We start from the raw sequence: 13,442 nt of genomic DNA, 5'->3' as shown, positions 1-13,442 counted from the left end.
ACTTCATTGGGCGGACCGAAGCGTCTCGAGGGGCTAGGCGCTGGAGCTGGACAATTCTCGAAGTGAAATTTATCTATCTGAAAACTAAAAATTTGAAAGGGAAGGGATTCTCCCTTCCCTCCCATCCTGATCCTATTGTTTCAGCCACCACTTGGAGATATCATAAAAATCATCCTTCGCGTGGAACACATAGCCTTCCAGATTAGCCGGCATGACCCTGTGAACATTTGGATAATACAGGAATGTGTATGGCTGGTCTTCTGCCAGCATTTTATAAATGTCGGCATATGCTGCTTTGTACTCATCCTGATCAAGAATCTGCTTCGCTTCTTCCATCAGCTTATCCGCTTCAGGATTCGAGTACCAGACGAAGTTCAAACCTTCTTCCATCTGGCTTGTGTGGAAAATATCATATTGGTCCGGGAATGTAGACAAGCTCCATCCAAGTACAAGCGCGTCGTAATTCCAGTTCGGCGCAGAGATTTGCTCGATGAATGCGCTCCATTCAACGATTTCAGGCTTCGCTTCGATTCCTACTTCCTTCAATTGCTCCTGAAGGACCACGACAATATCTTCCCTTACTTTGTTACCTTGGTTTGTTTTTACCGTGAAGGAGAATTTCTTGCCGTCCTTATCAAGAATTCCGTCGCCATCTGAATCCTTCCAGCCTGCTTCAGCCAGTAATGACTTTGCTTTTTCAACGTCAAATTCAAATTTCGGAACATCTTCATTGTATGCAAACGATAGTGGACTTTCCGGAACATGCGCCACTTTTCCGTCTCCGTTCATGACAGAGCTGACGATTGCTTCCCTGTCAATTGCGTGAGTGATTGCCTGACGGACTTTTTTGTCTTTGAACAGTTCATTCTTTTGGTTGTATCCAAGATATGTGTATGAAAGACCAAGACCAGACTCCACTTTAACACCCGGGAATGACTTGACCGTTTCAATATCTGTCCCTGGAACTCCAGCTGCAAAATGGATATCACCAGCCTGGATTTGCGCAATCATGGCATCCATATCTGGAACGATTTTATAAGTAAGTGTATCCAGGTACGGACGGCCTTGGAAGTAATCATCGAACGCTTCAACTTTTACATACTCTCCGTCTTTCCATTCAACGAATTTAAACGGACCAGTACCAATCGGGCTCTTCGTATTGAATTCATGCTCCCCAAGTTCTGCAACAGGAACATCCTTAAGGATATGCTCAGGCAGGATGTAATAGCTTAGTGATACTGGATAGAAGGAAGCATCCTTCTTGCTCAGCTTAAACTCAACAGTATAGTCATCAACTTTTGTGACAGATTCCATTGCTTCAAAGGCAGATCCGCGCTCACCATTATAATCAGGATTTTTTGGAATGCTGAAAGTGAATACTACGTCATCGGCAGTGAACTCTTCACCGTCATGCCATTTAATGCCCTTTTTCAATTTTGCCGTAAATGTCAGGCCATCTTCAGAGATATCAATTGACTCAGCCATGCTCATCGTCGGATTGAATTCCGTATCGGATGATACAAGACTGTCAAAAATGAACCCTTCAATATCAGAGCTTGACGTATCAGTTGAGTAAAGCGGGTTAAAAACTGTTGGTGCACCAGTAGAACCAATGATCAAATCCCCGCCTTGCTGCGGACCTGTGGCCTGCTCTTCTTCTTTTTTGCCATCATCTCCAGGAGTTTCTTTCGGATCCTCAGCTTGATTTCCTGTACATGCTGTCAGGAAGATCGATAGGATCAGGGTAAGACTGATTAATAACCAGGAAGCTTTTCTTAATTTCACATTTTTTCCCCCTTAAATTTTTACTAGTTTTAAAGACAAGCAGAAAGGTGTTTCTATCTCCTCCCTTCAAATCCTGCTGCTGCCCTATGTATATAGATGGCAGGCGACAAAATGATTGCTCTTGACTTCTTTGAAGTCAGGATTCACTTGTTTGCATAGGTCAAATGCGGCTGGACACCTTGTATGGAAGACACACCCTTTTGGCGGGTTTGCCGGGCTTGGCAGTTCTCCTTTTAAAATAATCCGTTCCCTCTTCATGACGCCTTTCTTCCTGGGCACCGGCACAGCTGACAGCAATGCCTGAGTATAAGGATGGAGCGGTTCTGCATATAGCTCTTTTTTGGAGGCAAGCTCCATCATCTTCCCAAGGTACATAACCCCTACCCTGTCGCTTATATGTCTGACAACACTTAGGTCATGGGATATAAAGATATAAGTAAGGCCGAATTCTTCCTGAAGGTCCTCCATCAAATTGATGATTTGTGCCTGAATGGAGACATCCAGTGCAGAAACTGCTTCATCAGCTATAATTAATTCCGGGTTTAACGCCAGTGTTCTGGCTATCCCGATCCTCTGCCTCTGTCCCCCTGAAAATTCATGTGGATAACGGTTGATAAAGGACGCATTAAGTCCTACCTTTTCCAATAAACCCTCAACATGTGCATCCCGTTCTTTGCCTTTATAGATATGGTGGGTATCGAGTGGCTCCCTGATGATTGATCTCAACGTTTTCCTCGGATTGAGCGAAGCAAAGGGATCCTGGAAAATCATCTGGATATTTTTACGTACATCTTTTCTCAAGTCGCCCTCTGACAGATGAGAAATATCCTGGCCATTAAAGATGATTTTTCCATCAGTAGGTTCATAGAGTCGGATAATCGTTCTTCCGACAGTCGATTTGCCGCAGCCTGATTCTCCGACGATTCCTAATGTCTCTCCTTTATTCACCTTCAAATTTATTCCATCAACTGCCTTTATATGACCAACGGTCTTTTGCAGCAAACCAGCCTTGATAGGAAAGTGTTTCTTTAGGTCCTGTAATTCAAGCAAGGTTTCGGGGCTATTCTTTGATTTTTTATTTTCAAGAGATTCATTTGTTGAGATCATTTCTCCCCCTCCTTGCCATCATGTAAAAAGCACCTTACAGACCTGGTGCTGTACTTCCTCATAAGATTTGGCATTTCACTGTAGCAACGGTCAAAGGCATGCGGGCAGCGTGGGGCAAAACGGCAGCCTTTAGGCAGATTCTCGGGTGAAGGTACATTTCCTTCTATCGAGACAAGCCGCGCATGATCCTCGTCTATCGAAGGAATTGAACCCATCAGACCATTTGTATAAGGATGGAGTGGGTTTTCAAACAGATCTTCCACCATTGCTTCTTCCACGACCTGGCCTGCATACATAACGACGACCCGGTCAGCGACATCAGAAACCACTCCTAGGTCATGTGTGATAATCAGGATGGAAGTATCGAATTTCGTGCTCAAATCCTTCATCAAGTCCAGGATTTGCGCCTGGATGGTTACGTCCAATGCTGTCGTCGGCTCATCCGCAATCAACAGCTTCGGATTACAGCTCATCGCCATCGCAATCATCACCCGCTGGCGCATCCCCCCCGAAAGCCGATGCGGATAATCATTGATGATCTCCTTCGCCCGGGAAAAACCAACAAGTTCAAGCATCTCGATCGCCTTTTTCTTTGCCATCGCCTGATTCAACCCCTGATGATAGGTCAGGACTTCCGTGATTTGTTCCCCGATGGTAAGTACAGGATTCAATGATGTCATCGGCTCCTGGAAAATCATCGAAATGTCATTGCCGCGGATCCTGCACATTTCTTCCTCACTGGCTTTAACAAGATCCCGGCCATCAAACTGGATCTGCCCGTCCACAATTTCCCCTGGCGGACTAGGAATCAATCGCATGATAGATAGAGAAGTAATACTTTTTCCAGACCCCGACTCCCCCACCAGTGCAACTGTTTCCCCTTTATTGATTACAAGATCCACTCCGTCTACTGCTGGAATCACTGTCTTTTTCCTTTTAAAATAGGTTTTAAGATTCTTTAGTTCCAATAAGGCTGTCACGATTCTTGCACACCGCCTATCCCAATGAAATTGATATAAAAAGAATTAACTTTCTGACCAGTTAAAGATTCTGATAATTATTAATTATTAGAGAGTCAGTTCTTTTATTACACTTTCATTACTTTTTTTAAGACAATATTCCGTAGTCATTTTTTAAAAGCATGCTTTTTGAAGGAAAAATACTTTTTCAGGAAAATAGATTTAGGTCTTTTTTAGTTTAGGTGGAGTGAATAATTCTAGTTTTTGCAGAAGTGAAAGCTCGGTTAGCTTAAGGGCGGGGATTTGCTTTTACAGAAAGAAGGAAGTTGGCTGAGTTTCGGGTAATGCAGATGCACTGCTTTTACCGAAATAAGGAGTCTGGCGCAGTTTCGGGCAATGCAAGGGCGTTGATTTTACCGAAAAATATAATCCGGAGCACTTTCAGGTAATGGAGACGCGTTTCTTTTACCGAAATAAGGAGTCAGACGGATTTTCGGGCAATGCAGTGTGGTTCCATTCACCGAAATTCACAAACTAGCGAAAAAACGGTAAATGCGCAAAATCAATTGCTCCGCACCAATTCCAAAAACAAAATAAAAAGCAGAAACCCCATAACTAAACAGGATTTCTGCTTCTATATTGCGAGGGTTTCACCCTCCATTATCCTTCGTATTTTCTGAAAGCAATTGTCGCGTTGTGGCCGCCGAAGCCCAGTGAGTTGCTGATTGCTGCATTGACCTGTTGCTTGCGTGCTGCGTTTGGCACATAATCGAGATCACAGTCTGGATCAGGTGTATCCAGGTTGATGGTTGGAGGCAGGATCCCTTCATTCAAAGCCAAAACCGTGAAAATCGCTTCTATTCCGCCTGCCGCTCCAAGCAAGTGGCCTGTCATTGATTTTGTTGAGCTAACTGTAAGCTTGTAAGCATGCTCACCAAATACTGATTTGATGGCCATTGTTTCGTATTTATCATTATATTCAGTGCTTGTTCCATGGGCATTGATATAGCCAACTTCTTCTGGTGCAAGGCCTGCATCATCAAGCGCCATTTTCATTGCTCTTGCTCCGCCTTCCCCTTCAGGAGCTGGAGCGGTAATGTGATAGGCATCCCCGGTAGCACCATAACCTACGATTTCAGCATAGATTTTTGCTCCACGGGCCAATGCGTGCTCCAGATTTTCAAGAACAACGATTCCCGCGCCCTCACCCATAACAAATCCATCGCGATTTTTATCAAAAGGCCTGCTCGCTTTTTGCGGATCCTGATTGGTAGATAGCGCTGTATTTGCACAGAAGCCTGCGAATGACATTTTTGTAATCGGCGCTTCTGCCCCGCCAGTAACCATTACGTCTGCGTCGCCTCGCTGGATGACCTTGAAGGCATCCCCGATTGAGTTGGTTCCAGTCGCACATGCTGTAACTGTACAAGAGTTAAAGCCTCTCGCGCCAAGTGTGATGGAAACCTGTCCAGTTGCCATATCAGGAATCATCATCGGCACGAAGAAAGGGCTGACCCTGCGATACCCTCTGTTCATGAACGTTTCGTGCTGCTGTTCAAATGTCTCCATCCCGCCGATACCAGATCCGATCCATACACCAACTCGCGGAGCATTTTCATCCGTGATTTCAAGTCCTGAATCTTTCACAGCCATCAATGAAGCGGCAACCGCATAATGAGTGAAGCGGTCCATCTTTCTTGCATCTTTCCGGTCTATAAAGTTCTCCACATTGAATTCTTTAACTTCTGCCGCAACCTTTGCGGGGAAATCATCGGCATTCAGTCTAGTGACCGGTCCGATTCCCGATACACCTTCAATGATATTGTTCCAGGTAGTTTCTGCATCATTTCCAAGAGGCGTAACAGCCCCGATTCCAGTAACAACGACTCTGCGTTTCTCCATCATTATTGCATCTCCTTTATTCAGACTCTTATTTTTATATAGAGTTCATCTTATAATTGGTTTATTTGCCCCAGCGCATGGCGATCGCGCCCCATGTCAACCCGCCGCCAAAGCCAACCATTACCACTACATCGCCGTCCTTGATTTTCCCTGCTTCCAATTCTTCAAAAAGCGAGATCGGAATTGACGCGGCTGATGTATTTCCGTATTTATGGACGGTCTTTGACATTTTTTCTACCGGGAGCTCAAGTCGCTGTCGGGCTGATTCCATAATCCTGATATTTGCCTGATGAGGAATCAGAAAATCGACATCCTCTTTTGATAGTCCAGCTTTTTCAAGGACATTGATGCTGCTCTCACCCATTTGCCTAACCGCAAATTTAAACACTTCACGACCATTCATTACAATATAATCATCCTGATACAGATGCTTTCCGCCGGAACCGTCAGAGCCCAACTCGAATGAAAGAACTCCTTTACCGTCAGAAACAGGTCCCATGACAACCGCACCGGCACCATCACCAAATAGCACGGCTGTGTTACGGTCTTTCCAATCCGTTATCTTGGAAAGCTTTTCTACACCTACTATTAAAACATACTTATAAGTGCCAGCTTCAATAAATTGCTTTCCGGTAACCATTCCATACATAAATCCAGCACACGCAGCACTCAGGTCCATGGCGGCCGCCTTTTTCGCCCCAAGCTGATCCTGGAGCATGCAGGAGACGGTAGGAAATGGCTGATCTGGTGTAACTGTCGCAACAAGAATCAAGTCTAGCTCTTCGGCTGAAATCCCAGCATTCCTGATTGCCTCCGCTGCAGCACGATAGGCTAAATCTGATGTATCCATATCGTCGCCTGCTATTCTTCTTTCTTCAATACCTGTCCTGGTCCGGATCCACTCATCAGATGTATCCATCCTCTTTTCCAAATCAAGATTTGTTACCACTTCCTCCGGCAAATACCGCCCAACCCCAATTATCCCTGCATTCATGGGATCCATCTCCTTTTATCTTGGATTCTGTCTATTTTCGCTAAAATTATTATTATCAAATATTATGACTTGGTACTAATTTTATCAGAAACTGCTCTCTAACTGCAACTGAAAATTGAGATTTCCGCATATGCCCTAGTCCATGTGGCCATTTGAATCATAAACTACAGTGAAGACCTTTGCTATTGGTCATTTCTTCAACGCGCCAAGGCAGATTGAAATAAGCCAGTCTAACCAGTTGCTGACGATGTGAAACTAAATAGAAAAATAGAAAGGTGGGAGTGAAAATGGAGGATGGAAGAGACAGAGACTTATTTGGCTTCAGGATAAAGAGAGAGAATGAAGAGAGTCCCGATCAACGAGAGAGGGAGAATACGCATTTCGATCATTTTATGTTCGGACAGCCAAGATACAAAGAAGAATCAAGTGAGCAAAGTGAGAAAAATGATTCTCCCCTCAACAAGTATCTGGGACAAATCGATTTAGATGAAGTGATGTACCATGTAGATACACTGATGACATCAGCCAGAGAGCTCAAGCCGCTAGTGGGAAAGGTTAAACCTCTTTTTGATCATTTTATGGATAAAAACAAAAGCTGAGGCGAGCCTCAGCTTTTCCTATATGTATGTTATTCTTTTGCAGCATCAGCCTTTCCAAGCTCATAAGCTTCATTCATTACATTTGTGAAAAGCGTGAAAAATGGCTGCAGGTTGTCCATAGTCAACTCAATGCCTGCTTCCTGTAGTTTTTGCTGCGCTTCCGGAAGGTACTTCATGGCAATTTGCATGAACTCCATCGTTTTATCATTGCTTTGCATGTCTATTGTCTCCTTTATTAATAATTACTGGTTGGGCAATTTACCGTTTTCTTTATAAGAATTAATATAAGTGCCTATTCTTTCCCTGAAGTTGGAATCGACTTTAGGACTGAACTTCCCCAGGGATATAACCCCATCCTGAAAGTCGAATGACAGGTTGCCAGACTTAAGTTCCCCATTATTGAATTTATCGGCCGTCAATTCATACAGGTCATCGACATGCTGGACGGTACTTGTCAATACCGTCGATTCACCGAAATCTGACTGGTCTGAAATATAACCGATAATATACAGGCCTCGGTCCTTTACTCTTTCAATGACAGGTACATTATACCCATCTCCAGCAGGATATATGACATCAGCCCCCTCATCCAGGACATCATCCAGGACATCGAGTGCCTTTTTTTGATCATCCCAGTGGCCGACATAACGAATGTCGACCTTCATATTTTTGTTTTCAAAGATCGCACCATCGTAAAAGCCTTCCACTTCAGGCTGCCATTCATATGCTGCAATGATTCCGACTTTGCCGGTTTCAGACATGTGGCTCGCGACCATTCCGCCAAAAAAGCCCATGGCATATGCCTTAAAATTCAGGCTTGTCGTATTTTTTGACCTGGCATCCCCATTAAAGCTAATGAAATGGATGTCAGGATATTCGCCAGAAATTTTATTGAAATAGGCAGCGTATTCATTACCATGCCCGTATATTAGATTGACTCCCTGCCTGTCGAACTCCCTCACTGCAGCCTCTACAGCTTCCTGTGAATTCATTCCTTCTTTGAAAAAGACATCAACTTCCAGGCTGGATTGGATTTGCAGAAGGCCACGATATCCTTTCGTCCCCCACACCTGATCATTAATAGTTTCAGGCACCAACAGGCCGACTTTCTCCACCTTGCCTGTTGCTAGTGGTTGTCCGCATCCCCCAAGCAAAAGAAGGCTTAACAATATTAGCCCGAAACGTTTCAGCATCCGATGCATCTCCTTTATGCGCCACTGTGCTAATCCTTCACATCATCCAGTGCCCGCTTTATTAAAATGGAACCGATTATAAGAATCTTTTACCATTTTACTCTCTGGAGTATAACTTTGAAAAGTGGTTTATCGAAATTCACTCAGACTCTGCTGTCCTGTATCCGGGTAAATTGCTCCTTTTGCCTGCTTAACCCCTTGCTGATTTGCTCATTTTTTTCTACTGTCACGGCTTTGATGGACTCTTTAAATATTGGTGGCTTACCTTCATTTCTAAGTATTGCAGGTTCCTTGCCAACCAGTTCCTCTGCACACTTCAGCCATCTGCCTCGTTCTCCACTTGACAGTATATACTGGCCCTTATGGCCTGATTCAGCCATTTCCTTTATCGTTTTTACAGCATCATCGATATACAAACAATCATGCACCCACTCCCATTGACTAATATCAGGAATTTTCCCGCCTTCAATGGAAGAAGGAGACATTGCCTGCTGAAAGAAACATTCCTCCGGCTGCCAGGGTCCATAAATGGTTGGCAAGTAGATTGTCAGTAGCGTTGATTCCCGGCTGCTGATAAACCTGCTTATTTTAGCACCCGCTTCTCTCAATTCCACATTTTCCTCAGCAAAAAATGCAGGCAGTATTACGACTGTCGGCAGATTTTTCAAATGTTGTTTGTCTAATTTGCTTAAAAGTGCTTCCATTAAATCATTTTTCACATTCCGTGACTGGAGCGATTCAAACAAAGTCACAAAGAGAAAACCTTCTGCTCCTTCAACTTGCCAGTCTTGAAGGCCAATTTCTGTGAAGTTGGCATTCCTGCCGATTTCCAGGCGTTTTTCTTCTGTAAAATAATCCTCTTTGTACTCTTCCGGATGGATACCATCTATCTCAACGCCCTGATCAAGCATATACCTGCACAGGCTATATCCAATAAAATCATATATTCCGAGAATTACTGCCCTTTCCATATTGAATTCCCCCTTGCAAATACTCTCTTGTATCCTATGAATATAAACTTGAAAATATTTGCAGGGAGTTAAAGGACTTGCTCATGTTTTCTAAAAAACTGAACGATTTGGCTTCCTACTTGAAGCATTTTTTCTGGAAGAACATAGCTTATGGTAACCGGCAGGTCATCCTTTTCCCATTCAACAGACAGTTCCTTAATGATACTTGATTGCTTGTAAGCCCTGTTTCCTGATAATACATGGATGATCTTCACCGGGGTATCATTATTGAATGCGGGTCTGGAAGATTCGCCTTCAAGGCTTTCAAGGAGTGTCTTAATGTCTGTTTCATAAGCCGCTTCGAGTTCCGCGACAAGCTTTTTATAAAAAAATTTATTCTCTTTTTCCTGCTCCAGTTGGGTACTGAGAGAAAGGACCGGATTGATCAGAACCAGGCTCCTTATTTTAAAATCACTATGCTTTAATAATTTCAAGGCCACAAGAGCCCCCATTCCCTCAGCCACTAAATGGAAGGAAGTATTCAGTATTTCATTACGGACGATATGGCTGCACAGTCTCAGCGTTAATTCCACAGCCTTTTCACTTCCCCAATGTCTTCCATATAAATTCGAATAAAAAACAGTATACCCTTCCTTTTTCCATATGTTCAACAGTGAACGTTTACCCTCATTCTGCGTCCAGAAGCTGCTGCTGCTGTTCACAAAGTGCCTTTCATCTCCAATCGTCAGGATACCGAAACCATTTGGCCTTTCAGGATAATGGATGACATTCCATTCGGTATCCAGTTTAAAGTTCCGGCTCTCCATCTTACCAACCCCTTCCCTACAGATTATTCATATTACTGTATGTAGTTTAACAGGAAATGAAAGGGGGTTTGCCCATTTTTCCATATTAATCCTTTGCTTTACTCAAATTTTCATGATTCCGGCAAATATAATACGACCAAGTTCCGGAAAAATGGAATTGTTCTATGAAAACGCTTTTCATTTTATTTAAAATTCATTTATAATTTATATGGCTTGTGGTAAGATGAGAAAAGATTTAATAATGTAAGAGGTGAAAATCGTGAAATATTTCTGGACTTTACTCTGGACATTCCTCCTGGTCCTAATGCTAAATTACGTAGCTGGCGCGATGATCGGCGTCGGATTGGACTTAGCTCAAAGTGCGATTATTGCAGTTGTGGCGACAATCATTATCCTTGTAATTCCTGCAGTTCTTCCAAATGGTACTGAAGAAAATCATAGTCACTAGTACATAAAAAAAGTCATCCAAAGCGGATGACTTTTTTCATTCTATATAATGCTCAACGAAATATCTCCATCTTCTACACGAATTTCCACCTGGCTCTTCTCTTTGATCCTGCCGGCAATGATTTCCCTGGCAAGCTTCGTTTCCACACTTCTCTGGATGAATCGCTTCAAAGGTCTCGCACCGTACACAGGATCGAATCCATGTTCAGCTAAAAACTCTTTTGCGTCATCCGTGATTGACAGCTGAATTTGCTGGTCAGCGAGCCTTGCTTGCAAATTCTTCACTAGCTTTCCGACAATCATTTTGATCTCCTTCAATGCCAAAGGCTTGAACAGTATGATTTCATCCACTCGATTCAAGAATTCCGGACGAAAATGGCTGCGCAGTTGTCCCATCACAAGATCCCTTGTTTCAGAGGAGATTTCTTCCTCCCCTTCCTGTCGGTCGAGCAAATGATGAGATCCAATATTGGAAGTCATGATGATTACGGTATTCTTAAAATCGACCACTCTTCCTTGAGAATCCGTTACCCGTCCATCATCAAGCATTTGCAAAAGGATATTGAAAACTTCAGGATGTGCTTTCTCCACTTCATCAAGGAGGATGACAGAATAAGGATTCCTTCTGACTGCTTCTGTCAGCTGGCCGCCTTCTTCATACCCAACATATCCCGGAGGTGCACCGATCAGCCTGGATACTGCATGTTTTTCCATATACTCAGACATATCGATCCGGATGATATGTTCTTCACTGTCAAATAATGACTGTGCAAGCGTTTTGGCCAATTCTGTTTTACCGACTCCGGTAGGTCCGAGGAAAATGAACGAACCTATTGGCCTGTTTGGATCCTTGATGCCAGCTCTTGCCCTGAGGACCGCGTCAGAAACTAATGATACTGCTTCATCCTGTCCGACAACGCGTTCATGCAAAATACTCTCAAGCTTTAGTAACTTTTCGCGTTCGCCTTCCACCAGCTTCATAACAGGTATGCCCGTCCACCGTGAAACGATTCCAGCAATTTCTTCTTCGGTCACTTCCTCACGAAGAAGCCTTTCTCCTTCATTTTTGCTAACTTCCAGCTCCAGTGCCTTCAGTTCTTTTTCAAGAGAAGGAATACGGCCATGCCTTAATTCGGCGGCCTTATTCAAGTCGTAGTCATTTTCTGCTTTTTCCAGCTCCCGTCGAAGCTTTTCAAGCAGCTCCCGCTGTTCCTGTACCTTTTGGATACCTTCCTTTTCCTTTTGCCATCTCGATTTCATTGCATTCGCTTTTTCCTTCAAGTTGGCGAGTTCCTTACGAAGAGTTTCGAGTCGCTCCCGGCTCGCATCATCTTTTTCCTTTGTCAACGCAGCTTCTTCAATTTCCAGCTGCATCACCCTTCTAGTCACTTCATCAAGCTCAGTCGGCATTGAGTCAATTTCTGTACGGATCATCGCGCAAGCCTCATCAACCAGGTCAATCGCCTTGTCAGGCAGGAATCGGTCTGTGATGTATCGATCTGACAAGGCAGCGGCAGCCACTATTGCACGGTCATGAATGTTGACTCCATGGTGGATTTCAAACCTTTCCTTCAATCCCCGTAAAATTGACACGGTATCCTCGACATCTGGTTCTTTTACCAGCACCTGCTGGAAGCGGCGTTCCAGCGCAGGATCTTTTTCAATGTATTTTCTGTGTTCATCAAGGGTTGTAGCACCGATGCAATGGAGCTCCCCGCGAGCAAGCATCGGTTTCAGCATATTCCCGGCATCCATTGCCCCTTCAGTCTTACCCGCACCTACAATGGTATGGAGTTCATCAATGAACAGCAGGATTTTGCCTTCACTCTTTTTCACTTCATTCAAGACAGCTTTTAATCTCTCTTCAAATTCTCCCCGGAATTTCGCTCCTGCGATCAGCGCACTCATGTCCAGTGCAAAAATCGTCTTATCCTTCAGGCCTTCCGGTACATCCCTGCGGACAATTCTCTGTGCAAGACCTTCGACAATAGCTGTCTTGCCTACACCTGGCTCTCCGATCAAAACTGGATTATTTTTCGTCTTCCTTGAGAGGATACGGATGACATTGCGAATCTCACTGTCCCTGCCGATTACCGGGTCGACCTTCCCTGACCGGACTTCCTCTACAAGATCTCGTCCATATTTTTCCAACACTTCATAAGTTGCTTCTGGGTTTTGTGAAGTCACTCTCTGGTTCCCCCTAACCTGATTGATTCTCGCCATTAATGTGTCTCTGTTAACACTTAATTTCCTCAAAGCTGCGCCTGTTTCAGATCCAGGTATCTCAAGTAAAGCGAGTAAAACATGTTCTACCGATAAAAAGTCATCTTCAAACTGTTTCATTTCCTTTTCGGCCTGGGCCAAAACCTTTTGCAGTGTTGCTGTAATGTATAATTTCCCCTGTTCTGCCCCACTTCCCAAGACTTGGGGCTTCTTAGACAGGATTTTGTTTAATTCATCAGTAAAATGATTTAGATTTATTCCGATACCAGTCAGCAAGGTTGCCGCCAGATTGCCGTCCTGTTCAAGCAAGGCAAGCAAAAGGTGCGCATCATCTACTTCCTGGTTATTATGTTGAACAGCCAGGGTCTGGGCTGATACAAAGGCATTCTGCAAGCTTTCTGTCATTTTATTTAAATCCACGACCAACCACTCCTTTGACCTTTTTTGACCTTTAGT

12 protein-coding genes are annotated in these 13,442 nt (G+C 43.9%); 2 read left to right on the top strand and 10 right to left on the bottom strand.

The features are described from left to right. Positions 1 to 132: 132 nt before the first annotated feature. The 5 genes from J7I80_RS10715 to J7I80_RS10695 form a co-directional block, all read right to left on the bottom strand. On the bottom strand, positions 133 to 1,785 hold the full coding sequence (locus tag J7I80_RS10715) for a peptide-binding protein (RefSeq protein ID WP_214738317.1): 1,653 nt from the start codon (positions 1,783 to 1,785) through the stop codon (positions 133 to 135). 84 nt (positions 1,786 to 1,869) lie between these two features. Then, positions 1,870 to 2,892 (bottom strand): ABC transporter ATP-binding protein, encoded by a 1,023-nt coding sequence (locus J7I80_RS10710; RefSeq protein ID WP_214738315.1) that lies wholly within the window; start codon positions 2,890 to 2,892, stop codon positions 1,870 to 1,872. Further along, entirely contained in the window at positions 2,889 to 3,872 is a 984-nt protein-coding gene (locus tag J7I80_RS10705) for an ABC transporter ATP-binding protein (protein ID WP_214738313.1), read from the bottom strand. Before J7I80_RS10705 ends, J7I80_RS10710 begins: the two co-directional genes overlap by 4 nt. A gap of 639 nt (positions 3,873 to 4,511) precedes the next feature. After that, positions 4,512 to 5,753 carry a beta-ketoacyl-ACP synthase II gene (fabF, locus tag J7I80_RS10700; protein WP_214738323.1) on the bottom strand — a complete coding sequence of 414 codons (1,242 nt, stop codon included), beginning with the start codon at positions 5,751 to 5,753 and terminating at the stop codon, positions 4,512 to 4,514. A gap of 61 nt (positions 5,754 to 5,814) precedes the next feature. Beyond that, positions 5,815 to 6,747 (bottom strand): beta-ketoacyl-ACP synthase III, encoded by a 933-nt coding sequence (locus J7I80_RS10695; RefSeq protein ID WP_214738311.1) that lies wholly within the window; start codon positions 6,745 to 6,747, stop codon positions 5,815 to 5,817. A gap of 287 nt (positions 6,748 to 7,034) precedes the next feature. Between J7I80_RS10695 and J7I80_RS10690 the strand changes: the two genes are divergently transcribed. Further along, positions 7,035 to 7,346 (top strand): hypothetical protein, encoded by a 312-nt coding sequence (locus J7I80_RS10690; RefSeq protein ID WP_214738309.1) that lies wholly within the window; start codon positions 7,035 to 7,037, stop codon positions 7,344 to 7,346. Positions 7,347 to 7,375: 29 nt separating this feature from the next. On the opposite strand, the gene J7I80_RS10685 is transcribed toward J7I80_RS10690, so the two are convergent. From J7I80_RS10685 to J7I80_RS10670, 4 genes are all read right to left on the bottom strand, one after another. Then, the gene (locus J7I80_RS10685; RefSeq protein ID WP_041967344.1) at positions 7,376 to 7,564 is read right to left on the bottom strand and encodes a ComZ family protein; all 189 of its coding nucleotides are present in this window, start codon (positions 7,562 to 7,564) and stop codon (positions 7,376 to 7,378) included. A 24-nt stretch (positions 7,565 to 7,588) separates the two neighbouring features. Beyond that, positions 7,589 to 8,539, bottom strand: coding sequence for a BMP family ABC transporter substrate-binding protein (locus J7I80_RS10680; protein ID WP_214738308.1), 951 nt, complete (start codon positions 8,537 to 8,539; stop codon positions 7,589 to 7,591). Positions 8,540 to 8,682: 143 nt separating this feature from the next. Then, complete coding sequence (locus J7I80_RS10675; RefSeq protein ID WP_214738306.1) at positions 8,683 to 9,510, bottom strand: NAD-dependent epimerase/dehydratase family protein; 828 nt, start codon at positions 9,508 to 9,510, stop codon at positions 8,683 to 8,685. Positions 9,511 to 9,578: 68 nt separating this feature from the next. Next, a complete protein-coding gene (locus tag J7I80_RS10670; protein ID WP_214738304.1) occupies positions 9,579 to 10,316 on the bottom strand; it encodes an alpha/beta fold hydrolase in 738 nt (245 codons plus the stop codon). Positions 10,317 to 10,575: 259 nt separating this feature from the next. On the opposite strand from J7I80_RS10670, the gene J7I80_RS10665 reads away from it, so the two are divergent. After that, a complete protein-coding gene (locus tag J7I80_RS10665) occupies positions 10,576 to 10,764 on the top strand; it encodes a YjzD family protein (RefSeq protein WP_214738302.1) in 189 nt (62 codons plus the stop codon). Between the two features lie 41 nt (positions 10,765 to 10,805). On the opposite strand, the gene clpB is transcribed toward J7I80_RS10665, so the two are convergent. Then, positions 10,806 to 13,406: an ATP-dependent chaperone ClpB gene (gene clpB, locus J7I80_RS10660; RefSeq protein WP_214738300.1), complete on the bottom strand. Its 2,601-nt coding sequence runs from the start codon at positions 13,404 to 13,406 to the stop codon at positions 10,806 to 10,808. Between the last annotated feature and the right edge of the window lie 36 nt (positions 13,407 to 13,442).

The sequence above is a fragment of the Bacillus sp. ISL-41 genome (assembly GCF_018613235.1).
Lineage (GTDB): Bacteria > Bacillota > Bacilli > Bacillales > Cytobacillaceae > Mesobacillus.
This window is presented reverse-complemented; position numbering and strand designations above follow the sequence as displayed.